The sequence below is a fragment of the Flavobacterium quisquiliarum genome, from assembly GCF_019308285.1.
GTDB lineage: Bacteria > Bacteroidota > Bacteroidia > Flavobacteriales > Flavobacteriaceae > Flavobacterium > Flavobacterium quisquiliarum.
Window position 1 is genome coordinate 115,271 of the sequence record NZ_WWEM01000038.1, and the last position, 25,479, is coordinate 140,749.

At 31.1% G+C, this 25,479-nt stretch carries 29 protein-coding genes; all 29 read left to right on the plus strand.

Annotation, left to right across the window (positions count from 1 at the left end; translation table 11 throughout):
• The first annotated feature begins 301 nt into the window (after positions 1–301).
• The 29 genes from GSY47_RS21295 to GSY47_RS21435 all read left to right on the plus strand — a co-directional run bounded on the left by GSY47_RS21295 (position 302) and on the right by GSY47_RS21435 (position 25,476).
• Entirely contained in the window at positions 302–1,033 is a 732-nt protein-coding gene (locus GSY47_RS21295) for a WGR domain-containing protein (RefSeq protein ID WP_179003027.1), read from the plus strand.
• A 169-nt stretch (positions 1,034–1,202) separates the two neighbouring features.
• The gene (locus tag GSY47_RS21300; protein ID WP_179003028.1) at positions 1,203–2,381 is read left to right on the plus strand and encodes an ankyrin repeat domain-containing protein; all 1,179 of its coding nucleotides are present in this window, start codon (positions 1,203–1,205) and stop codon (positions 2,379–2,381) included.
• 207 nt (positions 2,382–2,588) lie between these two features.
• Positions 2,589–3,932: an ankyrin repeat domain-containing protein gene (locus GSY47_RS21305; RefSeq protein WP_246611373.1), complete on the plus strand. Its 1,344-nt coding sequence runs from the start codon at positions 2,589–2,591 to the stop codon at positions 3,930–3,932.
• Between the two features lie 53 nt (positions 3,933–3,985).
• The gene (locus GSY47_RS21310) at positions 3,986–4,510 is read left to right on the plus strand and encodes a hypothetical protein (RefSeq protein ID WP_179003030.1); all 525 of its coding nucleotides are present in this window, start codon (positions 3,986–3,988) and stop codon (positions 4,508–4,510) included.
• Between the two features lie 17 nt (positions 4,511–4,527).
• A complete protein-coding gene (locus GSY47_RS21315) occupies positions 4,528–4,968 on the plus strand; it encodes a hypothetical protein (protein ID WP_179003031.1) in 441 nt (146 codons plus the stop codon).
• Between the two features lie 111 nt (positions 4,969–5,079).
• Positions 5,080–5,622, plus strand: coding sequence for a hypothetical protein (locus GSY47_RS21320; RefSeq protein ID WP_179003032.1), 543 nt, complete (start codon positions 5,080–5,082; stop codon positions 5,620–5,622).
• Between the two features lie 61 nt (positions 5,623–5,683).
• Positions 5,684–6,412: a hypothetical protein gene (locus GSY47_RS21325; RefSeq protein ID WP_179003033.1), complete on the plus strand. Its 729-nt coding sequence runs from the start codon at positions 5,684–5,686 to the stop codon at positions 6,410–6,412.
• 267 nt (positions 6,413–6,679) lie between these two features.
• Entirely contained in the window at positions 6,680–7,258 is a 579-nt protein-coding gene (locus GSY47_RS21330; RefSeq protein ID WP_179003034.1) for a hypothetical protein, read from the plus strand.
• Between the two features lie 174 nt (positions 7,259–7,432).
• Positions 7,433–7,738 carry a DUF1493 family protein gene (locus GSY47_RS21335; RefSeq protein WP_179003035.1) on the plus strand — a complete coding sequence of 102 codons (306 nt, stop codon included), beginning with the start codon at positions 7,433–7,435 and terminating at the stop codon, positions 7,736–7,738.
• Between the two features lie 114 nt (positions 7,739–7,852).
• The gene (locus GSY47_RS21340; RefSeq protein ID WP_179003036.1) at positions 7,853–8,869 is read left to right on the plus strand and encodes an Imm26 family immunity protein; all 1,017 of its coding nucleotides are present in this window, start codon (positions 7,853–7,855) and stop codon (positions 8,867–8,869) included.
• A gap of 81 nt (positions 8,870–8,950) precedes the next feature.
• Positions 8,951–9,670 (plus strand): ankyrin repeat domain-containing protein, encoded by a 720-nt coding sequence (locus GSY47_RS21345; RefSeq protein ID WP_179003037.1) that lies wholly within the window; start codon positions 8,951–8,953, stop codon positions 9,668–9,670.
• A gap of 893 nt (positions 9,671–10,563) precedes the next feature.
• The gene (locus GSY47_RS21350) at positions 10,564–11,361 is read left to right on the plus strand and encodes a KilA-N domain-containing protein (RefSeq protein WP_179003038.1); all 798 of its coding nucleotides are present in this window, start codon (positions 10,564–10,566) and stop codon (positions 11,359–11,361) included.
• A 341-nt stretch (positions 11,362–11,702) separates the two neighbouring features.
• Positions 11,703–12,290, plus strand: coding sequence for a hypothetical protein (locus tag GSY47_RS21355; protein WP_179003039.1), 588 nt, complete (start codon positions 11,703–11,705; stop codon positions 12,288–12,290).
• A gap of 167 nt (positions 12,291–12,457) precedes the next feature.
• Entirely contained in the window at positions 12,458–12,667 is a 210-nt protein-coding gene (locus GSY47_RS21360; RefSeq protein ID WP_179003040.1) for a hypothetical protein, read from the plus strand.
• Between the two features lie 81 nt (positions 12,668–12,748).
• The gene (locus GSY47_RS21365; protein WP_179003041.1) at positions 12,749–13,114 is read left to right on the plus strand and encodes a hypothetical protein; all 366 of its coding nucleotides are present in this window, start codon (positions 12,749–12,751) and stop codon (positions 13,112–13,114) included.
• Positions 13,115–13,279: 165 nt separating this feature from the next.
• A complete protein-coding gene (locus tag GSY47_RS21370; RefSeq protein WP_179003042.1) occupies positions 13,280–13,873 on the plus strand; it encodes a hypothetical protein in 594 nt (197 codons plus the stop codon).
• A gap of 170 nt (positions 13,874–14,043) precedes the next feature.
• Positions 14,044–14,766, plus strand: coding sequence for a leucine-rich repeat domain-containing protein (locus tag GSY47_RS21375; protein ID WP_179003043.1), 723 nt, complete (start codon positions 14,044–14,046; stop codon positions 14,764–14,766).
• Positions 14,767–15,071: 305 nt separating this feature from the next.
• Positions 15,072–16,025 (plus strand): hypothetical protein, encoded by a 954-nt coding sequence (locus tag GSY47_RS21380; protein ID WP_179003044.1) that lies wholly within the window; start codon positions 15,072–15,074, stop codon positions 16,023–16,025.
• Between the two features lie 44 nt (positions 16,026–16,069).
• Positions 16,070–16,687 (plus strand): hypothetical protein, encoded by a 618-nt coding sequence (locus tag GSY47_RS21385; protein ID WP_179003045.1) that lies wholly within the window; start codon positions 16,070–16,072, stop codon positions 16,685–16,687.
• An 84-nt stretch (positions 16,688–16,771) separates the two neighbouring features.
• Positions 16,772–16,948, plus strand: coding sequence for a hypothetical protein (locus tag GSY47_RS21390; RefSeq protein ID WP_179003046.1), 177 nt, complete (start codon positions 16,772–16,774; stop codon positions 16,946–16,948).
• Positions 16,949–17,126: 178 nt separating this feature from the next.
• Complete coding sequence (locus GSY47_RS21395; protein ID WP_179003047.1) at positions 17,127–17,477, plus strand: hypothetical protein; 351 nt, start codon at positions 17,127–17,129, stop codon at positions 17,475–17,477.
• Positions 17,478–17,483: 6 nt separating this feature from the next.
• Positions 17,484–18,542: a DUF2931 family protein gene (locus GSY47_RS21400; RefSeq protein ID WP_179003048.1), complete on the plus strand. Its 1,059-nt coding sequence runs from the start codon at positions 17,484–17,486 to the stop codon at positions 18,540–18,542.
• A 198-nt stretch (positions 18,543–18,740) separates the two neighbouring features.
• Positions 18,741–19,385: a hypothetical protein gene (locus GSY47_RS21405; protein ID WP_179003049.1), complete on the plus strand. Its 645-nt coding sequence runs from the start codon at positions 18,741–18,743 to the stop codon at positions 19,383–19,385.
• Between the two features lie 1,102 nt (positions 19,386–20,487).
• Complete coding sequence (locus GSY47_RS21410; RefSeq protein WP_179003050.1) at positions 20,488–20,769, plus strand: hypothetical protein; 282 nt, start codon at positions 20,488–20,490, stop codon at positions 20,767–20,769.
• A 19-nt stretch (positions 20,770–20,788) separates the two neighbouring features.
• Positions 20,789–21,337 (plus strand): hypothetical protein, encoded by a 549-nt coding sequence (locus GSY47_RS21415; RefSeq protein WP_179003051.1) that lies wholly within the window; start codon positions 20,789–20,791, stop codon positions 21,335–21,337.
• Positions 21,338–21,374: 37 nt separating this feature from the next.
• A complete protein-coding gene (locus GSY47_RS21420) occupies positions 21,375–22,091 on the plus strand; it encodes a hypothetical protein (RefSeq protein WP_179003052.1) in 717 nt (238 codons plus the stop codon).
• 21 nt (positions 22,092–22,112) lie between these two features.
• The gene (locus tag GSY47_RS21425; RefSeq protein ID WP_219071529.1) at positions 22,113–22,868 is read left to right on the plus strand and encodes a hypothetical protein; all 756 of its coding nucleotides are present in this window, start codon (positions 22,113–22,115) and stop codon (positions 22,866–22,868) included.
• 22 nt (positions 22,869–22,890) lie between these two features.
• Entirely contained in the window at positions 22,891–23,940 is a 1,050-nt protein-coding gene (locus GSY47_RS21430; RefSeq protein ID WP_179003054.1) for an XAC2610-related protein, read from the plus strand.
• 102 nt (positions 23,941–24,042) lie between these two features.
• A complete protein-coding gene (locus GSY47_RS21435) occupies positions 24,043–25,476 on the plus strand; it encodes a hypothetical protein (RefSeq protein WP_179003055.1) in 1,434 nt (477 codons plus the stop codon).
• Positions 25,477–25,479: the final 3 nt, after the last annotated feature.

The window sequence follows — 25,479 nt, forward strand, 5'->3', positions numbered from 1 at the left end:
AAACGTTTGATCGGTAAAGATAGTATTTTTTTTATTTGGCTATTTATAGATTAATTCTAAAGGGTTGTTAAATAAAAAAAAGGTCTCTTAATTCCCATTTTTATTAAAAACCAACTTAAAATATTCTAAAAAAACCTTATTCTGTCAATTTTAAAACATAAAAAGACAATTTTAATTTCAATTCTGAGATATATTTATCGCTTTTTGTGTTTTATCTTACAATTATATTTTTTGAAAATCCAGATGAATTCTCGACGCAATCAAAATTCATTAAAATAGTAATCAACAAACTGAAAAACTTATGGAAGCTTATCGATACCAGGACGAGAAAAGTGATAAATTCTGGCGAATTGAACAGGATGAACCTGCATTTGCGGTCAATTATGGTAAAACCGGAACAACTGGAAAATATCAGATCAAAGAATTTGACAGTGTAGAAGAGTGTCAAAAAGAGGTTAAGAAACTGATTGATTCTAAAAAGAAAAAAGGGTATAAACTTTACCCAGAATTTGATCTTAATAATCACTATTATTTTGATGATGAAGAAATTGGACTCCATCCTTTAACCTCACATCCAAAATTCCGTGCCCATTTTAAGGATGAATTTTATTATGACTGCGGCGATGAAGAAGCTCCTTTTGGAAGTGATGAAGGTTCTGATACTTTGGCCCAAATAACTGAAGATTTGCGTAAAACAAAAACTTTTGACTTTACTTCTTTTCCTAAGAGACTGATTGAAGAGTATTGGGATATGACGTATCTGCCAGCTGAGGATATCTCTCGTGAAAATATAGAACAGTTAGTAAAAACCGATGAAATGAATCTCACACAAAGTGATATGGTAACATATGCTACCGCTTTCGCACAAATCAAAATCACAGGAGAGGTAGATGGAGCATTAAAAGTATTAGCCCTAAATGCCATGAAGCGAATGGAAATTATAGCCGAATTGTTAAAATGGAATACAACTGGTAAACCATCTGAAATTGGCACAAAAATGATGCATGACTTAGAGCAATTTCACGAAAAATAATCTCAAAAACCCTATTCTGTCAGTTTTACGACTTAAACTGTCATTTTTAATTTTTATCCTGAAATATATTTACGAATTTTATGTTTTATCTTACAGCATGGTTTGCGAAGTCAATAATTACAAAGTAAACCGCTATCAAAATTTATCATCATTTTTAAATATATTTCAAATGCAGACAAACCAGATTGAAAATTTCCTTTTTCAGGGAAAATTTGACGAGGCTAGAGAATGCCTAAATAACGGAGAAAATTTTAACGCACAATACCTTCAAAATAATTTTTCTCAAATCGCCGCCAAAATTATTGAAACCAAAGAAATTGATTTCATTGAAAGATTGATAAAAGCCGGTTTTATTGAAACCGACATCTATGAATTGGATAGTTTTGACAAATCTATCTTCAATTCCCTTTCCCGAAATATAAAAAATGATGAGGAATCTATTTCTTTCTTCAAAAAGATCTTATCGAAAGTGGATAATGTGAACGACGAAATCAGCGATCAGACTTTATTGGGATATTGTATCGAGAAAGAAGCTGTTCCGGAAGTCATTAAAAGTTTAATAGAAGATTTTGGCTGTAATGCCAATTATAAAAGCAATTCACAAGAAAATTTAATTCATAAAATTGTTAATAATTATTCTTTAAATGCTGAAAAAGGCACAGCGTATATTAAAACCCTTCTTGAAAACGGAGTTGACATCAATGAGAAAAATGTAGTTGGTACAACGCCTTTGATGTATGCCATTAAAAGACATAAAAAAGAATACATTCCGATGTTGTTAGAAAATGGAGCAGATCCAAATGAAAAAGACAATCAGGAAAACAGTTCTTTTTATTATGCTGTAGGCGAACAGTTTTCGATTCCGATGTATGAACTTTTGGCCGAATCGTCATCTACAGATTTTAACAGCATCAACAAAGACGGTAGAACTTTACTAACTGAATTTATCCGAATGATGTCTGATTCTGAATATGATTTGAATTCTTTACAACGATTATTATCAGATGGCGCCGACTTAAATCACTGTGCTACTTATTATGGAAATCCAAAATCGGGTATTGATTATATTGCCGAGAAAAAGTCGGGTATCCTAAAATCAGCATTAGACAGCGGATCAATCGATGTTAACGAACAGGATAATCAGGGAAATACCATTTTACACAAAGTTTGTGCTTTCAATGTAAACTATGACGCAGAAGCTGCCAAAGAAATTTACAGAAAAGTAAAACTGCTTCTTGAAAATGGTGCTGATAAAGATATTACAAACGATAAGGATGAAACAGCTCTTACGCTTGCTTCGGGAGATAATTTGAAAATAAAAACTGTTGAGCTTTTAATGAAAGCTTAAACTTCTCCGCTAGTAAAAAAACAATTTAAACACATAGAAACATAGTTTTGAAACTTTAGAATTGTGTTGAAAAGAGAGCAAAAGAAACAAGTTTCCACACATAGCCAAACTATGTGAATTTGAATAAGTCAAACGCCTTCTTTAATTTTCAATAAACTATGTCTCTATGTGTTTAAAATAATTATATAAAACTAAGATTCTATGTCAATGTCATTTATAATTGCCTGTGAAAACGGCAACCGAAAAATAGCTGAATTGTTACTTCAAAACAAAGAAGTAGATGTAAAATATACCGACGAAAAAGGAAGAACCGCTCTTCATTATGCCGCACACAGAGGTTATCTCGATATTGTAAAAATATTAGCTGAAGACGGTGCCGATATCGATTATGAAGATCATGCAGGAGAAACACCTTTGTTTTTCGCTTGTCTTCAAAAACAAAAACAAACTGCTTTGTATCTTTTGGATAACGAAGCCAAAATTGAAATTAACGATAAAAACGGTAACAGCCTGTTACATTTGACTGTACAGACGGCTCAAATCGAAATTGCAACAAAGTTGCTTGAAGCAGGGACTGACGTTAATCTTCTGAACAACAACGGAGAAACACCATTATTACTGGCTTCGGCAAGATTAAACCGAGAGATCATCCAATTGCTTTTAGACAAAGGTGCAGACATTAATGTGACCGACAAACAAGGTAACACACCATTGCTTTATGCGTGTTATACCAAATCGATTCCGATGGTCACTTTACTTTTGGACAACGATGCCAATGTGAATCATGTCAATCATGCTGGCGAAAACGCTCTTTTGATCGCCTGTTATGAAACCAACCGAATGCTGGCCAAATTATTGGTCGAAAGAGGTGCCGATGTATTTACGTCAAACAACAACGGTTATTCTCCAATTTGGTATGCCTGCGCGAACAATCAAAAGGAAATTGTGGCCTTGTTTTTAGAAAATGGTGTTGATGTAAATTACAGCAAACCTGTCGCTGGCGATACTTCGTCAATGAATGATTATTTGGATTGGGTGGTAAGCGCTTCTAATATTTCGAATGAATCCAGTTTTTCATTAAACAACAGTTATACTTACGGCGGAGAAAGTCTGCTTCATGTCGCTACCAAAAAAGGAAACCTCAGCATGGTTAAATTACTTATTGAAGCTGGAGCGAATATTAATATCCAGGACGAATCTGGAAATACGCCTTTACATTACAGCGCCGCGAACGGAAAGAAAGATGTCGTTAAATATTTACTGGACAATAAAGCCGATGCTTCTATCGTAAATGTAAAAGAGCAAAAAGCAATTGATTATTCGAATGTAAAAGGTTTTAATGAAATTACTGAGCTGATCTTGAAATATGCTCCTTCCGGAACAACTATTACGCCAATTCAAACTTCTAAAGCTGAAGAACCAAAAGCGGATGCTGGAAATGTCATGGAAGCAAAAAAGAAAGCTTTACTAGACTTAAAAGAGCTTTTGGATGCGGGAATTTTAACTTCAGAGGAATTTGATGCGGAAAAAAGTAAAATTCTGAAAGGATAATCTTTTTATATTTTCTGACAAGTTCAATGCAATAAAAACCTAATAATCATTCTATGACTCAAATTATTTCTAAAGAAAACCGTATAGATGAGCTTTTAAACTTTGGATTTCCAAAAGAATTTATAGAAAACATAGGAAATATTCCTGAACTAGCCTATCGTGTGCAAGATGCAGAAGGAGCTTATTTTTATTTACCAACGATATTGAACTATACCATTCTAAATGGAAAAAGAATTATTCCAATTTACGGTTCAGGAGAAAGTTTTTGGACTATTATTGATGATAATGAGTCCCAAAAAATTATAAAATTTGAACTGGAATGTGATCAGATTTATATCGATTATGGAAATAATTGGGAATTACTACTTATGGACATCATGATTGAATATTTTGATGATCATATTGATGATGAAATTAGCATTGAAAAATTCCAGTTGGTAGCCAATAAAATAGGATTTAGTAAAGCCGAAGCGTTATTCAAATTAAGAAATCTTTCGATAGACGAATACAACGAGAAATATGAAGATATGGAGCTATGGCGAAATGAAATAGCACAAGAGTTGAAAATACTGAATTAAGAATAAAATAGTAAAATATGACAACCCAAATTAAAACAATCATTACCAATCTTGAACAATACATTCAAAAAGCATACGAAACGGGAGATAAATATGAATTTATAGATCCTGCTTACGAAATACGTGACGAATTGGAAGCGATGGAAGATAATTTCAACGCAATAGAACCCATTTTTGAGCTTATTGAACGTAGTCCGGATATAGATTATGGCGGGCCAGGCCCGTTAGGCAGTTTTATGGAAAATCATTATAAAAACGGATACGAAGAATTGCTTTTACAATCTATTGAACGTAAACCAACAGAATATACTTTGGGCTTATTACATCGTCTGATAAACGATGACAATAATGCTGAACATCAAAAATACCTGGACGTAATGAAGAGTATTTCTTTAAATACAGCATATCCGCAAAATATTATTGATAATGCAAAAGACAGTTTGACCTATTTTGAATAGATCAAAGATTAGATTTCAAAGAACTTGTCGATTCCGACATTTTAGCTTCGGAAGAATTTGATGATGAAAAAGTAAAATCTTAAAAGTGTAAATTATAAACGAACTCAAAAAATGAAAAAAATCTTAAATACCACAACTCTATTTTTAGTATTAATCGCGACAGCACTCGTTTCTAGCTCTTGCAACAACCTTTCGCCAGAAAAAACCTTTGAAATCGCAGCGTTAAATGCAAACCTGTTGTCTCGTTTTGGCAGTAAAGAGATAAATGAAAAACTACAATCGGAACCACAAATTTATGATGAAGGCCAGAAAAAGATGATTCCTTCTTCTTATTATGATGCCTTTAAGTATGATATAAGCAATCTAGAAACGAGATTTCAAACTATTAAAGATATAGCCGAAGACGATGACAATAAAGAATTTCTTCAGGCATCAAAAGATTTGTTTACTTATGCAATCGCGAAACAAAAAGAAGGTTATCTGCCCATTGCGAAAATGAAAGACGAAAAAGCCTCTCCTGAACAAATTGAAAAAGCAATTGCCGATTTTGACGCTTCAACCCAAAACGACATAGATGCCAAGTTTACAAAATTGATGAATGAGGCAAAGGCATACGCAGAAAAACACAATATTAATGCTAAAATTGGAATTTGAAAAATTCTGAAAATATAAAATTTAGAGATTTTTTTAAGCGAGTGCACCAGAGATTCAAAAAATGAAAACAAAATTCATCTTTATAATTACAGTACTAGCTGTATTAAATTCTTGTAGTAAAAGAAATAATCCTGTTGTTGCAACAGAAACACCAACTGCTGATACTACAACGACAGAAAGTTATTTCAACTCTGATACCACTTTATTTGCTAAAGGACATTCATTCCAAGTTACAACCATTGACCCTGATTTAGAAAATAGTGATACGCTTTTGGTCATGGTTAAAAAAGACTCTTTAAAAATTTTTCAGACCTACATTGAAAAAGGAGGACTTTATAATCATGAATTTATAGATTTTAATAATGATGGTAATTTTGACATCCTTTTTTCTCGTGGAGACCAGAGAGGCGAACATGAACTTTATTTGTATGATTCATTAAATACTACGTTTGTAAAATCCAGAGGTTTTGAACGTATCCGTGAGTATGTTCGACTAAAATCTAACTCAAATTATTGGTATAGCTATAGTCGGGCAGGTTGCGCTGATATGAATTGGACAAGCAAGCTGTTTACTTTCAAAAATTTTGAGACAGTTGAACTAGGCTATATCTATGGAAAAAATTGTGAAGATGAAGAAGAACCGCAAAGTATTCAGATTTCCAAAGTACTTAAGAATGATGAAAGCAATTTAAAATTGACAAAAAAACTCCCGTACTCAGTCTTAGATGATACAGACAAATGGAATTTCATTGAAGAATATTGGAATAAGAACTATCAGAAGTTCAGATAAGGTTTATGTTAGATTGAATAGCTAAAAAAATCTTTTGTCAAAACATTAAAAGTAAACTTTCCTACTCCCTTTTTAAGTTTATTAAAAACTTATTCTAATACAAAAAGAGCCTTTCACGGCTCTTTTTGCGTTTTGCATTTCATACGTTTATCAGATTCGGCTTTAATATCATAAACTTGATAGCGCTAATTTGTAGTTTTATCAACCACGACATGAAATTTGGCAATTACAAGGAAAATATTTGGAAGTGTAACACAAGATTCGAACATGACAAAATTGAAGTTTGAACATACCACCTGCAAGGAAAACTTACGAAAAGAAACCCCTTTTAAAGACCTTATCACATCTAAATTTGTCATTTATTTAGTGGTTTTAGTATTGGTATATTTATTTGCACTACTATTATTTTACATCAATCCGCTTTTTGATTTTGGTTTATTTGGTTTCTTTGTAGCAGTCGGTTCATGGAGTTTGTTTTACACGGTATCACAAGATATTATAAACCAGAATCTGTTTGCGCAATTTTTTTCATTAAGTTTTATTATTATCCTTTTCAGCGGAATCCTTATCCTTTTAACAGAAAGCAGTTTTTATAATTTCATTATCACAGGATATCCGCTTCTTTACATTCTTTTCTTTCGCCTGTTATTGTTGCTGTTTTATAAAGATTTTGCAACCACTTATACAAAACCAACCATTCTTTTTGCATCAAGATACAGCAAGTGGACGCATGAAAACGCAGACCGTTCCTATATTGTTACCAAAAAAGAACTCCTATTTTCCAATTTGCTTTTTTTTGGAACTCCTGCCATTGCTGGTTTGATTGCCTATTTTATAATTGTGTAGTAAACTTGCTAATTCCAACTTTTTAAGTTTATTAAAAACTTATTCTAATACAAAAAGAGCCTTTCACGGCTCTTTTTGCGTTTTGCATTTAATAGGTTTATCAGATTCGGCTATTAAATAAACAACAAATCGAAAATACATCTGAGGTGGTCAGAAGGAAGGAATTAAAGGGAAATGAATAACAATATAAAACTCTATCAATTTCTAAAGGAAGAAACCGGTAAAACAATTACGGACACTTCGCCCAATTGGAAAATTGAAAAAGATTTAGGGATTTATGGAGACGAAGCCGAAGAATTTATAACCCGTTTTTCAAACAAGTTTAATGTAGATATAAGCGATTTTGATTTTGTCGCATATTTTAATTCCGAAACAGACGTCATAAGCTTGCTCATAAGCCGTCTTTTTTATAAAAAAGAGAAAAAAGAACTGACAATAAACGATTTAAGAGAAGCTATAAAAAAAGGAAAATTGACATAAATAGCGCAGTCTTGCGAAAACCGAGCATACACTTATCAATTAACTAGTGACATTAATAAAAACACACAAAGAAAAGCGCCAGACAAATAAACGAACAACACAACCAATTATAAAATGGAAGACAAATCAATATTAGATATCGAAATAAACAGCGCAAAAGATATTGCGTTTTTAAAAGACATTAATCTTGACGAGATTGAAGATTTACGTTTATATGTTTTTTGCCCAATTCCACTTCGGTTTTTAAAAAATTTCAAGAACCTTAACAGACTTTTAATTGGTGGAAGCGTAAAAGACTATTCGCCGGTTTCAGACTGTACAACTTTAGAAACTTTATATATTTCAACCAGCGGTGCCATTGATAATTTAGATTTCATAAAACCTCTTTCTATCAAAACCTTGGAGTTAGAATGTTTTAGAACAAAAGCAAAACCGTTTATTATTCCAAATTTAGAAACGATTGAATCGCTGAGCATCTCAAGTGTTTCAGCAATTGTTGATTTGTCTTTCTTGTCTGAGTTTGCAAACCTGAAAAAACTCTCTCTTTTTGAACAGCAGTCAAAAGTGTTATTCGACTTTACAAAACTAAAGAAATTACAGGTTTTGCATCTTACCAATATGTTTCATTTAAAAAACTTTCAGGAGTTAAAAACAAAATGCAATTGCCTACAAAAACAAACAATGAAACGAAAAAAATATTTAGGAGCTGTATTTGCAATTCCAACAACAAAAAAAGAATATTTAACAGGTATTGTAGTAAGGGAACAAGGTAGTATTCTTTTGGGTTACTTTTTTAAAACAATCTATCAAACTCCACCAAATCAAGATATAATAGACACCATCATTAATGACGATATTCTCTATATAAAACAAGTAAGCAATATGGGTTTAAAAGATGGTTCGTGGAAAGAAATCGGACAACTTGAGATAGATAAAAGCAAATGGATAATACCAGTTTTTACACTTCAAGACATCCTAACAAAGGAGTTTTATGCTGTACAAGTAAACGAAAAATTAGACGAAATTGCTAAAAAAAGAATTACTGAAGAAGAAAGTAAAAATATGTATAAAACCGGTTTAGCCGGAAGTATTTTTATGGAAGAGTTTCTATCCATGTTAATTTATAAATAATTCTGGCAATCTTTCAGATTAAATGGTTTTATAAAATAGAAAGTAATTATAACAGCTATAAACCAAAATAATCCCACAATTATGAAAATAAATACACTTTTGTTATTATTCATACTGAGCAACTGCTGTTTAGCTCAAAATAATAATTGTACGAAACTAAACGAATCAATTATTCAAGGAAATAATTCCCTTTCTGAAAAATTAATTGGTAAAATACCTGATGTAAATTGCAGAACAGACGTTTCTCCTTTATCAACAGCTTGTTTGTATGGTAATTTAAATATTGTTCAATTGCTGATAAAAAAGGATGCTGACGTAAATTTAATTCAATACAATAATGATAATAAATCAGAAGGTAGTGCAATATTCAGTGCATTATCAATTTGCCCTCAATCACTTGACCCTATATTAATTGATGTAGCAAAATTAAGCTTAAATAAAGTTGCAAAACCAAAATCGTGTTCCATTAAAACGAAAAATGAAATTGCCCTGCTTTTAATTAAAAGCGGAGCAAATTTAGATATAAAAACAGAAGATAATACAACCGTGCTAATGGCCTCAGCTATGAACAACAGGCATCAATTAATACCATTAATTTTAAAAAAAGGTTTAAATATTGATGCTCAAAACAGCTATGGCAATACAGCACTTATTTACGCAGTTTATTCTGGAAATATAGAAACAGTCAAGTGTCTGGTTAAAAACAAAGCAAATTTACACGTTAAAAATAATTTAGGCAAAACAGCAATTGATATAGCAAAAGAGAATAATGCTGAAAATATTTTACAATTATTACAATAATTCTACTAAAAAAAGTAATTCATCCATAAGCAACTATGAATTTTGATATACATTAAAAAAAAAAAAACTATAAGGAACAATTCTCGGAAGATGAATATGAAGATGCTACAGAGCTCTTTCTTATTTTAGAGGAGTTTAAGTTTCTGTATGTTGGTTATATTAAATTAGATTTTGGAAACAATAAAATATTAAAAATAGATTATGATTTTGAATTTATTGTAGAACACACGGAGTTTCTGGAAATATTAGATTATCTAAATAATGAAAAAATAATTAAATACACTATTTGGGTTTGCGAACAAGGAGCAGATTATTACCTAAATCATGAAAAAAACAATGATTTTATAATTGTTTCTATTGTTAAAGGTAAAAATAGCGGACTAGATAGTAATGAATTCAAAGTTACTGTCCTAATTGATGATTATAGAAAGGAATGGGAAAGATTATTTAAAAAATTATTTTCCTTTATCACAACTAAACTTCCAAAACATAAAGATACAATCGCAAGATTATATCCAGATTTTTAAATCAGCTTCGAAAATTATTGTTTTACGAAGTTTCTTAAAAAAAACTTCAAAAAAATTAAGAGATTGCTGTGCATGCTGAAAAATAACAGTTGCTTGTTTGGGAAGACTTTGGAGATGAGGTAAATTAAAACTTATTTAGACACAATTATAGCTTATAAAAGCTGTTTTTGTGTTTTTCTTTTTGCACTTTTATCAGATTTTGCTCTCCAGCTGGTGCAAGTATAAGAATGTTTGATATTGAAGCAGAACATTAAAAAGGACGGATTTGTGGTAGCGTAACTAACGCTTGGTATTTTTTTTAAATTTGAAAACAGTAAAAATGTTTCCATTAAATCACTAACAGAAAGGAACTATGGCCAAAAAAATGTGTTGAATGCAGAAATTACGATTGTATCGGTTGAAGAGAAAGATTATATCTCGCTCACAGATATGGCAAACGCAAAAGAAAGCCAAAGCCGTGCATCTGACATAATAAAAAACTGGTTAAGAAACCGTTATACACTTGAATTTTTGGGAACATGGGAGCAAATATACAACCCCAATTTTAAAGTGGTCGAATTTGACCACTTTAAATCGCAGGCAGGATTACCAAGTTTTGTACTTAGTGTTTCAGAATGGATTGAGAAAACAAATGCTGTAGGCATAATTGTAAAAAAAGGAAAATACGGTGGCACGTATGCACATAAGGACATTGCCTTTGAATTTGGCTCGGCTATTAGCGTTCCTTTTAAACTGTATTTGATAGTCGAATTTCAACGGCTTAAAGCAGAAGAACAAAAACAACTTGGCTGGACAGCCAAACGGGAACTGGCAAAACTCAACTACCATATTCATACAGATGCTATCAGACATAATTTAATTCCAAAAGAACTTTCTTCGGCACAAACCTCTATCATATACGCCAACGAAGCCGACGTTTTGAATGTTGCATTGTTTGGAATAACAGCCAAACAATGGAGAGAAGCGAACCCTTCCTTAAAAGGAAATATCCGTGATTATGCTTCAATTAACGAATTGATTTGCCTGTCAAACATGGAAAGCCTGAATGCCCTTTTTATAAACGAAAAAATGCCCCAAAAAGAAAGATTGATAAAACTCAATAAAATAGCCATTCAACAAATGAGCATATTGCAAGATGTTGAAAAACGAAAATTATTGAAATAAAAGAAACATAAAACCCTAATTTTTTGTCTTTACAAATCATGCCCCACTACCTGACAAATTCCTTCGTGTGGCTGTATGTTGCTTAAAGCTCGTTTTATGAGTAGTTAAAAAAACCTTCAAAAATTAAGAGATTGATGTGCATGCTAAAAAATAACAGTTGTTTGTTTGGGAAGACTTTGGAGATGAGGTAAATTAAAACTTATTTAGACACAATTATAGCTTATAAAAGCTGTTTTTGTGTTTTTCTTTTTACACTTTTATCAAATTCAGCTTTTTAGATAAAAAAGCAGTTCATAGTTTGTGTCCACAACCTAGATTCACATAATTAATACCAACGCAATATGATTAGATTATTCGGTAAAAAAATATTTTTTGATGTGTCTTGCATTGACTTTAAAGAGGTATGTTGTAAACTTCCTGATGGAAAAATAATTCCAAGTATTACATCTGTTCAAGAGAATGAACATGCTACGGTAAAGGATTTCATGAATCTGCATAATTTTAGGATATCTCTACTTGACTTAAGCCCAGACAACATTGTTTATGTCAAAAATTTAGGCACAATGGGAATTAGTTTTAAAATGGATAAAAAAACGACCCTGTATTTTAACTTTGACTTGAGAGATGATAAAACGCTCCAATATATTCTGGGGATTTTTTTTACAGAAGGACTGCTTTTTCATGATAAAAATAATTATGACAGATGTATCTATTTAAAATTTAGAAATGAAAACAATCAGTTTACCCAAAAAATGAATCAGTTCATTCCAGATGTCATTCATAAAATTGCATTTAACGCTATTTCAAACAATCCTGAATACAAAGATTTGACTGTTAATGAACGAAAAGATATTATGATTAACCATCCTGAAATTGCTTCAAACATCTATACTACATATCAAAAATACTGGAAATTAGAAACCCTATAGCGTGGATTTGCACCCGAGCGATAGCGAACTGACGAAGTAATCCGTACACCTAAAGTATATCAACAAAGTGAAAGAGAGAAAAAAATAAAAACTATGAGAATAAATAAGATCGCTAATTGGAACGGACATAGATTGCAAATCTGCACTATCGGCTGAAATAGAAAATAATGAAAAAAATAGCGATTGATACTAATTTCAATTTTTTAGGCCCGTATTATCCCGCATTATCTTTTGATGAGGTAAGAAAATTAAATTTAATTGAAGGTGAGAAAATTATAGCTTTCCAAGATAATGATGAGTGGGAAGGAATTATTCATTTTGATAAAACACTTCCGCAAATGTACCAATGGTATATAAAACTGCTATTTCAAAAGTAAAACAAATGCTGTTCGGTATGTTGTAACACATTTACTAGCGCTTTGCTACGAAATACTCTTTTAAAAAACAAACAATAAAACATGAAACAAAACAGATTACTTCTATTAACATTACTAATTCTATTGACTGGCTGTTTTCCTAACATGACACCAGATAAAACTGTACTAAGTTCCTTCAAAATAGGCAATGCTACAGTTGAGCATTTTAATCACTCTTCTGCATATGCCGAAACGCCGGATTATATTACAATAACCAAAGGAAAAGTGGTTGATACCATATGTATTGCTACCAACATTGCTGTTGTGGCAAAAAATCCTGAAAGTGCTGTAATTACAATTGGCTTTTATGGAGTACCTAAGTTTTACACGAAAACCATTCAGTTGCCTAAAACTGTTTTTGAATGTAAGATTGCTATTGATACTACTTATAAAAAAAAGCTCCATTAAAAGTAGAACAACTTCTCTATAGTAAATTGTTTCCCTTTATTAAAACTTATTCTGGTAAAGAGATAGCTTTTAGTAGCTGTTTTCATTTTTAGATTTTGATACTTTTATCTGATTATGAAACCATTGCACTTCAATAACGATTCCCTAAATTCACAAACAAGAGACTTGAGTGAGCACGAGAGATATCATCCTGTTATATCGTTTTCAATCAGCCTTACCATCACTACTTTTATAATTTTAATAATTGGATTTTTTTACTTCATATCTACCTTTAGTTTTGGAGGAGGAGAAACTTTAAGTGAGATCGAAATGGAGCATATTCTGCTACTATATATATCCATCCTGATTTTTGCTGTTGCACTCTTTGTTACAATATTTTACCTGCGAACTGGTAAAAAATATACGGCATTGGGAATACTTGTTCTTCCCATTCTACTTGTATTTTCCTCATCAAATTATTTACTAGAAAACAATTTCAATCATACTGATTTTAGTAAAACAATTTGGATGCAGTCTAAGCAGAAGCCTGAAAAAATGGCCAAGACTTTAGTTAGAGAAAAAAAATTGATTGGCCTAACAAGAACACAAGTAAAAGATATGTTGGGAGAAGGCTTAAAAGAATATGGAAATACAGGCACCGGTTATAGCAGAATAGAATATTGGGTCTCAAATAACTGGACATTAACTGTATTGTTTCAGAAAGATAAAGTAATTGAATCTGAACTCATGCTTCCTTATTATAGCTTGTGGTCACGTTAAATGTACTTCGTTCTACGAAGTTATTCTAAAAAGAAGAAACATTCAAAAATTAAGAGATTGCTGTGTGTTCTAAAAAGAATATTAGCTTGTTTCGAGAATATTCGGTGGGCGGGGCAATCAAAACAACGGTAAACTTACAAAACAGATTAACAAAACTAATTTAAACAGCTATGAATTGGGATAATTATTTATTAGAAGAAAAAGCACCTTATGGTACATTCGCTCATTTAGGTGTTTTTGAAGGAGCAGTTAGAGGCATTTTTGATTTATCAGAATTGCCCGAAGACACAATATTTTTAGAGCTTTCAACTCCTCTTAAAAAATTCAAATTAAAGTACACCAACTTATCATTATTAATTGGAAATGATAAAATCGAATCTATAAGAGTGAACGATATTGACGAAGAACGTATTTCGGTTTTTTCAACAATGCCCAATTTAAAACATCTACATATTAGTATTAACCAACAGGATGAAATTCCCAGCCTTTCATCCCTGAAATCTGTTGAGATTTTAATACTTGCCAACATCAAAAGAATGCAGAATATAGACTTTGTACAGAACATGAAAAATTTAAAAACACTTTACATGTATGGAGTAAATAATCTATACGACCTAACTCCCATTGCTACATTAGTCAACCTGCAGGAACTCTATATTGACCACGGAAAAATGAGCGGTACTGGTAAAGCCGTTAAAAGCATAAATTCGTTAAAAGCATTGACACAGTTGAAATATTTAAGATTGGTTGTGGCAATAGAAGAAAAGAATGTTGATTTGAGCGTATTGTATGACTTAAAGAAACTTCAAAAACTTATATTGCTTCCCCGATATTTAAAGAATGGAAAAAAAGAACTTTTAATGAAAGAATTGCCACTATTAACCGATCTATAAAAAGTATTCTACGAATGCTTATGCTAGATGAGAGATCCAGGCACTGGCAAAAACGAAATAGAATATTGGGTCTCAAATAACTGGACATTAACTGTACTTTTTCAGAAAGATAAAGTAATTGAATCTGAACTCATGCTTCCTTATTATAGCTTGTGGTCACGTTAAATGTAATTCGCTCTACAAAGTTATTATAAAAAGAAGAAACATTCAAAAATTAAGAGATTGCTTTATGAAACCGGTAGACTTCGCACAACCTCAATAAATAACTTGATGTCAATACATATCAATAAAATTAATCAATTACTATGAAAAAAATTATTCTGATTCAGCTTATATTATTCGGATTACAATTGACATCTTGTGCTCAAAAAAATGAACAATCTCCAATGTCAAGACAAATAAAACAATATGAAAATCAACCAATATACCGATTGAAAATTGCAAGTTCCCTGTCTTATGTAGTTACAATAAATGGAATAACAACTGCAACCAAAAATCAAAATGCAGGAGATGATAGGTGGTTTCTAATTAATAATTGTATTCCAGTTTCAGGGAAACAGGATATTGAAGTAACAATTTTTCCTAGAATGAATGAAAAAGGAACTCAGCATATTCCTTTTTTTGAAAATAATGATTTTTTTGAACTGGAGATTGAATTAACAAATTTGGGAAAAGAACCCAAAATAGTATATGAATATGAATTGCCCCAAATGGAATTAGGCAGCAAAAGCAGTTATAAATTTAAAGACAGCTTTAAAGCAAACGTACCGTATCAACTTACAAATTGGAACACAGGAAAAGAGTTGACAAAGATCGATAGTACGTGGCTAAAAAATGAGGTTCTAGCATCTTATAAAATGCTTAAATCGTATTTTGAAAATCAGCAAGGAGAACAGTTTGTCATACTGGTTGATAATGGTATGTATAATATTGCCCAGAGTGCTTACTTAGATCAATTGGAATATGAAACAATGAAGACCATTAAGGCAAATTTTATTAATGAAGAACCTTGTGTTCTGGAAGAACTGGATAACTATGAGCTTGTAATCTCGGCAAATGGCAAACTTGTTTCTTTACGAAGAAATGATGGCTATAATATGGGCGAAGGAGTACTACGAAGAAAATATATAGAAAATGGACAAGAAGTGGTTCATATAGATGATGTCGTATTTTATGCTCCTCAAACAAAATCCTCTGCAACGTTTCCAAAATTAGAGGTTATCATGTATCAAAATCTCGAAAAGCCATTTAATCCTTAATACTTTTTGTATAAATGTTTAGAACAGTATTAAATAAATTCAATATGCAAAACTTCCTTTTTATTATCGTTTTTATTTTATCTATTCCAATATACAGTCAGAATGTAAATAATAATCAGACAATAGATGAAGTAAATAGTCTTGCTAATACAGAAAACAATCTTAAAATTATAATAGGAAAAACAGACAGAAAAACAATAGTTGATTATTTAAGAGAACCTGATAATGACTTTAAAATAAGTGCAGACGGAACCATGGTAACAACGGAAACTAAAAAAATACTTTTTTGGAAAAGAACAAAAACCCACATTTCAGGAACTGGTTATTCTGTAAGCAGATTAGCTTATAAAAAATATGGTATCTGTATTAATTTTTCTCGTGTTGCTTCTGGAGAAGATCAAAACACAAGCAAAGTGACTGCTATTGAGATTTTTGACAATAAAAATTTAGAAGGAAAAAGAAGTACACAAAACGCCTGGTATTATTACGGCGATTTTGAACCTTTAGAACAAGCAGCAATGTTCAAAATATTTGGTAAATCATTCTTAAAAGACGATGATGACGAAACCGAAACGTATAAATATACTTTTACAGATAAAAACCTAAACTTTACTTTTAGCAAAAAAGACAATCAATTACTGAGTTTAGAGATTAAAAAATAATATTTCAGTTAAAGACTTATTCTAACAAAGTAATGACTTTTAGAAGCTCTCATTATTTTTTGTTTTAGATATTTTTATCTGATTATGAAACCATTACACTTTAATAACAATTCACAAAGTTCACAAGCAGGGCATTTACGCCAGCAGGACAAATACCATCCGATTGTATCTTTTTTAATCAGCCTGAATATCACTGCTGTGATACTGGTAATTATTGGATTTTTTTATCTCATATTTACCTTTAGTATCGAAGGAGGATAAACTTTAAATGAGTGATAAACGGATTTAATAATCCAAGATATTGTAGAAAAATGTGGTAGAAATTCTAATTAAGTTGAGGATATTCTCAAACCTTAATAAGGTTTCCAAACACTTATGATCGCAAATCCGTGCTATCGGATATTGACAAAGAAAGTTAGAGAAAAAAAACAATAAAAACATGGAAACACAAAACAATATGCTCAAAGAAGATCAGGAAAATGGTTCGTTTGGCATATTTGCATTAGTCTTAATCATAATAAACGCATGCTGTCTTCATGGACTTTTGATGTCATTAAATCAGGAAAACAGTTTTATCAAAAAACTTTGGATACCAAATCAATTAATAAGCATTTTAGCCGTTCCTACTTTTATATTTATTTGCCTTATCACTATCTGGATAATAGCTCCGGCGAAAACACAAATGAAGCAAATTTTTAAAATAGCAGGAATTATTGGTATTGTTCTTTATTTACTTTGTCTGTTGTTTATTATATATGTGATTGGGATGGCAAGAGCATGGAATCATTAAAACAGTATGAAAAACATAAAACATTTTAGAGAGAAAAGTATTATTTCGGCATTGATATTCCTTTTTATAGTAATAGTTGGAGCACATAAATATGTTTCCTACTATTACCACGAAGACAAATGTTACGAATGGCATGCTAATGCGCAAACCACTATTGGTTTGCCAGTGATGTTTGCTAAGTGCAGTTTGCATCATACAGGACATTACGAAAAGAATTGCGATAAAAACACAATGCTTTATGGGGATAATGATGATCGTGCAATAAGTTGCGGAGGCTCTGGAATTGGCGATGGAAAAGATCTATATCCGGACAACTTAAAGATATTGTATTACTCATTTAATGAAAACAAATTTTATGGCGGAACTTTTAAACTTGATTATAACAAGATATTGTCCATTGCAGAAAAAATGCGCAAAGCTGTTCAAATAGAATACGATTTAAGTCAAAATATTGTTTTTGAAACAACAGTTTATCCAAAAGGCAAAGTAGAGGTTTCGATGAAAAGCTACATAAAAACCTCGGTAGGAAAAGCAATTATTGGAAGTTTTCAAGCGAAACCTGAAAACCACGATTGGTCTGTATTTGCAGACAGCGATTATGCTAATAAGAGAAGCGTTAGTAAAAATACATCAATAGCTGTTCAACGGGCATTATTACTGAACAAATACAACTGGAAAGTTGATATAATACTGCCTGCAGAATGTACTATTAAAAAACTGGATGTGGATGTTTACGGAAATAAATACCTGGAAATGGATACGCTTAAAAATTCCAAACTTCCCAGTTACGGTAATTTTGTCTATTTGCCCCAACAATTATACTTAAACTGGAAGAGAAAAGATACGATTGAATTTAGCACAGAACTTAATTTTGATGAAAAAGAAATAATTAAAGCATTTGAAACTATCCACACTAAAAATGATACTGTTCCTATTACAATGAAGCTCATCGTAAAAGATGATACAACAGCCGTAAGAGCAATATTATACAATAAAGGTAAAAACATTGAACTCAAAAATATAAAGCCCTCAGGAATTTGGAAGCAGAAAATATATCATTACTAATATAATTGAAAGAATTCATATAATGTGACTATGAAAAACATAAAAAAATACGTTTATCTATTTTTGTTTTCAGTTATACTAAACAGTTGTCAAACAAATACTCAAGATTACCACCCCGCTACCGCACGAATCCTTTCATGTGGCGGTATAGAAAATAAACGTTCTTAAAATCATAGAATAATTAACAAAAGTAAAAAAATGAGAATTTCATTAACATTATTGATTTTTCTATTTATTTCTTGTAAACAAGATGCGGAGAAAAAATCTGCAACAGAAATAAAAGAAAATTTAGAAATTTCAAAAACTGAAAATATAAAAATCGAACCACAAGCTGAACCAAATACTTTAGTTGAAAGTTTTAAAGAATTTAGAAATGCAATTTATCAAAGAGATAAAGTAAAAGTGAAAGAATTTATAGATTTTCCAATTTATAATGACAACAACGAAATCTGGTATTTGGGAAACATGGCTGATGACGAATTCTTTAAAAAAGCGGGAGATAAAGTTATACCTTTTCCAGAAACGGAATTCGATAAATATTATGACAAAATATTTTCAAACTACTTTTTAAGGGGAATTTTAAAGATAAAAACTGGAATTTTATTTAGCAAAGGAGAATTTGAAACTATTGAACTTACTGATAAAGATACAAAATTTAAGATTTATGCAACTTACAATGATAAGGAGAATGAAATCATATTGAATTTAGCAATAGAAAGTCCGATTAAAGTAAATGATGGAGAAAATGATTCAATAGAGAACTCAGAATCGAATGTAATTTACTATTTCAAAATAGAAAACGGGAAAGATATAAGATTTAAACAAATAAGAGTTGCTGGATAAAAAATGAACCTCTAAAAGGGTTTAATTTCGAGGTGGGTATTCCTGCTCCTTTACTAATCCTTTCGTGTGGCGCAAAGAGAATCAACAAAGAATATAAAACAAAACCATACAAAATGAATACAGATATTTTTAGCCACTTTACAAAACAGAACATACCACACGAAAGGATTCGTTCGGTAGCAGGGGGGCTGGTTTGATTTTGCAACACCCGGAGTAAAAACACCTGCTGTACCCGCTCAAAAATATCTTATTAATGGCGATACACTTATAGGGAGAAATAAAGATTTAAAATTTGTTCTTGATAAAGATTTAACAGCAAGATATCAGGGGAAATAAAAGAATTACAATTTAATTCTTTTGTAATGTTTAAGATATAGATAAATATGAGAAGTCCGTAAAAACAATTAAACTTAAAACATCGAGAAACCAAGATATTCAGTTGACATTGTTTATTCATTTGAAATTAAAACTGATAAATACTTAAATCTGACAGAACACAGAAAAAACAAAAGATATTTTTGATAAATTTTAAAAGTAAAATGCATGAAATTATTTTGGAAAGTAAATTTATTCATAAGTATAGTAACATTTGTATTATTTACAATTCCTATAGTGTTGGATTTAACTAACAGAACTATTTATTTTATAAGTGACTTTTCTAATCTTATCTATTTATTAGATCCGTATTTTGAAATGATTCAAATGCCTATATCTTTTTTAATAGCAATCTATAATAACAAAAAAATATTTTGGATATTCTTTTTAATAATGTTTATTCTTTTTGTCATAAAAATGGGATTATTTATTTATGTATTAGGATCTGGTTTGTAATTAAAAACATGGAGATAATTTATAAATCCTATTTCGATAGCAGATTTAAAATCCCTGCCCGTAAAGCATATCGACAAAGAGAGAAAAAAAAACTTTTGAGAATAAATAAGATTAACCAATTGCAACGGGCACGGATTGCAGTCAAAAAAAGACATTAATACTAAAACACTATACAAAGAATCTTTAGAAAACACCAAAACTAAAATGAAAAATCGGGCATATTTTGTCCGATTTTTTTTAATTTAATAACTTAGTAAATTAAAATCTTGTAATGAAAAAACTTATAGTACTCTTTCTACTAACAATTATAATTTTTACAATACTCACCTACTCCACTGCCAGTCTGCAAATGAAAGTAGACGGAAATGATATGTATGGTTTTCCGGCTTCGTTCTATGTTCTTTATGGCGGAATGGTAGCGCCCGCTCCAACATCAGAAATGACGAATTTTGTTTTTCTAAATTTAATCCTTGATATTGCTGTTGCTTTTATATTGGCAGTTATCGTTTTGATGTTTTATAAGAAAGTGACAAAGAAATTCGTTAAAAAATAATCTTAAAAACCATTAAACGATGTTTGATATTGTATCCATAATTTCGAAACATACAGCCTTTTTAGAAGATCAATTAAAACAAATTAACGCTAATCAGAGAAAAAGCATTGCAATTGCCTTTGCTCAATTCTATTTTTTATTACCTGATGTTACGGAATGTTTAGAAGAACATCTTAATGTTAAAATCACTAAAGAACAGTTTATTGCTGACTTAAAAAATGATAATCTTCAATATCTAAAAGAAGCGTTACAGAAATATGACAATGATATAGATCCATACTCCGAAGATTTTGTAGAATTAGAACCAATAGAAATCAATATTTTAAGCGGACTAGAAAATTGTATCTACAATCCTGAAAAACCGCAAAATGCTCCTTCTAATTTCTTATTAATTATTGATATTCTGGATTATTATGAAAATTTCTCAGATAATCCAGAATACTGGAATAAATTGCTTGAAGAAGAAATTCAATTTCAAAGGGAAATAACAGAAAGAATGGCAAACGGAGAAATCCCGGAAGAAAACCTGTATTACGAACGATACAAAAATGTGGATTTTGTGTTATAAATTCCCCTTTTGAAAACCTAAAATAGTATTGACCAAAATGAAATATTCATTTTTACTTTTTCTTCTTATTGGCAATTTTGTCTTTTCACAAACAGAAACGCAAATAGAAATAGATTCAATTCCGAGAATTACATTTGAAATTAATTCCTCCGTCAATGTTTCGGACATTCGTGATATTGATTTTACTAAAGAAAAACCCAAATGTGAGTTTGAGCTAAAAGGAAAAATTCCTTTGAAATATGCTTTTTTTCTCGAAAATGATTCGATAGCATCTCTGCATCAATTTAAAAAAAATGAACTCAAATTTCAGGAGAATATGGATTATCAGCCTTTTATGTGGCTTGTTGATGATAACTTAATATTCTCGAATTTTAAAATAATGGATTTTGATTATGATGGTGATGACGATTTAGTTTGCTGGGTATATTCTAATGTAAATGGAAATGAATGGACGGTTATTTTTATTAATGACCAAAAACAGCAAAAACTAGTAAGGCTTTACAATACAGCTGATGATACTTACATTTGGAACAGACCCGAATTTGACAAAAAAACGAACACTATAAATACAGAACTGTATGGCAGTGCCTTTGGAACATCAGAAGAAAGCAGTTATAGATTACAGGATGGTCTTACTATAATTCCGTTAAAAAAACATTTTCAGGATCGAACCGGGAAACGAATGTATGATTATAAGTATGTTGGAAAAAACGGAAAATGGAAATTAATCTCTAAAACCAGTTCAAAAAACTAACCACCAAAATACTATTTGTTTATGAATAAGTTATTTAATAATGTATTTACAATTATTTTACTGCTTGGAATTGCGAGCTGTAATAAAACCAAAGAGAAAACCGGAGCTGTTCAGGTTTCAGAAATGCCAACCGTCGAAGAAGTCTTTGAAGGAGATACAGTTCAAGCAGAAATAAAGAAAAAACCCGAAGACTTCATTCCGAAAGGATATATTCCTTTTGACACCATCACAGGCGATTTTAATAAAGACGGATTAGAGGATTATATTTTAATTATTAAAGGAACAGATAAAAGCAAAGTAGTTCAAGATGAATATCGAGGCAAATTAGACCGAAACCGCAGAGGATTTATAGCTTTAATCAACAAAAATAACGGCTACGAGCTGGCAGTTAAAAACTACAGTTGTTTTTCGTCTGAAAATGAAGAAGGAGGCGTTTATTATGCCCCAGAACTTGACCTCGAAATAAAAAACGGGAAACTATATATTGCCTACCGACACGGCAGATACGGCTATTGGGAATATACTTTTAGATATCAAAACAATGATTTTGAACTGATAGGTTATGATGCCAGCAGTAACCACGGGCCAGTTACTCTAACCGAAACCAGCATCAATTTCCTGACCCGAAAAAAGATTGTCAATCAGAACGTTAACGAAAACACTTACGACGGCGATGAAATTTTCGAAAAAACCGAAACTAAACTTCCTCAAAATAAACTTCTTAGATTATCTGATATCAGTGATTTCGATGAATTAGATGTATCAGATAACCGATAAAAACCTCAACAAGACAACAATTATGAGACTAAAAATTTTAGTTCTTTTCATTTTATCAGGAATCTCAACTGCAAGTGCTCAAAAAGCTTATCTCATTCATGATTTCATGAAAGGTTATACTTTGTATTTTATTCAGCAAAAAGCTGGCTCCCAAATAAAAGAATATTACAAACTTACCGAAGATAAGGGCACAAAAATGGTTTTAGAGTTTGGTGCGAAGGAATTGGCGAAACCACAAACAATCAAAACAGCCAAAGAAGTAACTTTCAAAAGTCTTTCTGACAAGAATATTCAAATTCTAGGCGATGTAAATTTTGATGGAAAACCTGATATTATTATTCATGAAACACAAATTAATGATGATGATGGCTGTTATTATCCAAGGGCATCATCTCATATTTTTATTAATACCGAAAACACATTTACAATTAGTCAAAGTATTAGCGATGTTTATAATGATGCTAATTGTATGCGTGGCGGTTCGTTTGATATCGATGCAAAAAACAAACGTATTATTACATCGAGTACCTGCGGTGCAGCTTGTCATGGTTGTGAGCATTACAGCGTCTCGGGTAAAGAGGCTAAAATGATTTCCAGCTTTGATGAAGATGGATTTGCCCAAGGGCCTTTCTCTAAAATAACAGGTAAGAAATTAGAAAACAACAAATGGGTTTCTTTCAATTCTTTATCTATTTACGAACCAAATTTAGATCCAGATAAAATACTTGCTTTTGATACCAAAAATGGCAAAGGGCGTATATTGTTGTTTAAAATAGATACTATCTTATATTATGCTTTTCAACAAAACGACGAGTATAAATTTATTTCTTTTGCTCATCCGTCCAGTCCTGAAAAAGCCAATAAAGCCATCTTTAAATTCAGAAAACAAAATTCAAGTTATGAACTTGAATTTAACAGTGGCAGTATAAAACATCTGGTTTATGAAACAGCAAATAGCGTCGGCATTAAAATTAATGTCAACGGAAAAATTTCCGACTGGCAAGGAATGACTAAAACTGGAAGTTTAGAAGCATTGGTTAAAAACAAATTTAGTAATGTTATAAAAGAGTAATTGGTTTTTAAAACAAGAACTAAAATTTGTTATGTTTACTTACGCTAAACATATAAAAAAGAACATAATATTCCATTTTAAATAAACCCAAAACTAACCAAAATGAACACCGAAAATGTACTTGACCAACCAAAAGAGGAAACAAACTATTTTTATCACTTTAATTTTTCAAAGTTTAAGGCGATCACTTTTCCTCTGGCAATTATTGCCGTGCTTTTTGTTATTAAACAACTTATCATAAATACTTTTTCCGTTTCCAGTGCTGGAGGATCTGGATTATCAGGTATGCTAATCTCTTTTCGAGGACCTCAAAATTTACCTTTATGGGCAAATATTTTGAATACAATAATCAATGCCCTAATCTTAATAATAGCACTTTGCTGGGAAGCTGTCAATGAAAAGAAATTCGATAAAATAAAATACCTTCTTTTGTTATGCCTGCCAGCAATACTATCAGACATCATTTCTACTTTTTCAGACCTTCATGAATCTTATGATAAGAGTTCTTTTTATATAATTTATTTTACTCTAGGTTATTTGTACCCTTACGCACTATATGGTGCGTTAAGAGGAAAAATACTTTATGGGAAAAAAATCAATTTTTTAGGCTATCTAATAGGAATGTTTACTTCTATAAATCTAGATGCTTTATACCAAAAAATAGTTTCTATATTAACTTTCCGTGATTTTTACGGCTCTGTTTCGTCTTATGAAATAATATTTTCAAAATTATTTGCGATACTGTCTTTTTTCTACTTTATGCTTTTATTAGAAGCGGGATTTTCTTTTAAGAGTTTTATAAAAATGCCTGATACTGCTTTTCTAAGTTATAAAAAATTCGTGATGCATTTTTCCTTGCTGTTTACTTCATTCCTTGCTGTTCATTTTGTTTTTACAGAACAATTCTCTGTGAATTGGTTCAGTTCTTTGGCACCAAGTATTTCGAGAACTTACTATGATATATATACCGTTATTCGCGTGGTTTTTCAAATTACATTTGTCTATTTATTATTCTCCCAATTACTGCTTTTGCAGTTAGGTGCTTTACATAGAAGACCTTTATGGATTTACCTATTGAGCTTTATACCTGTAATTAATTTAATTCCGTTATTATTCTTTTTTCGCAAAAATACTCCATTGACCCATGCTGAATATTTAGAAATAGAACAAGATGAAAATCAAAGAAAATTATACTTCCAAGCATTTCTTTTGTTTGTAATAAGCGTTTATGCATTTTACAAATTTATAGGACTTGGCTTAAACCGTCAGGACTTAATTTGCTTAACTGGGATAGTTATTGCATTGTATATTTCTATAATCTATTTTAGAAAAGGTGTTTGGATAGGTTTTGCAGTATTAGCTCTAGGAACTCTATTCTTTTTCTATCAGGAAATCCCAAGTGGTTTCTATTATTTCTGCGTCTTTTCTTATGGGGCAATTGGAATATATAATCTTCATATTGCCATATTTTGGGAATCTCCAGAATGGGCTGAAATTGATGAAAATATCGAAACAGTAAAAATCGAAGAAGCATAAACA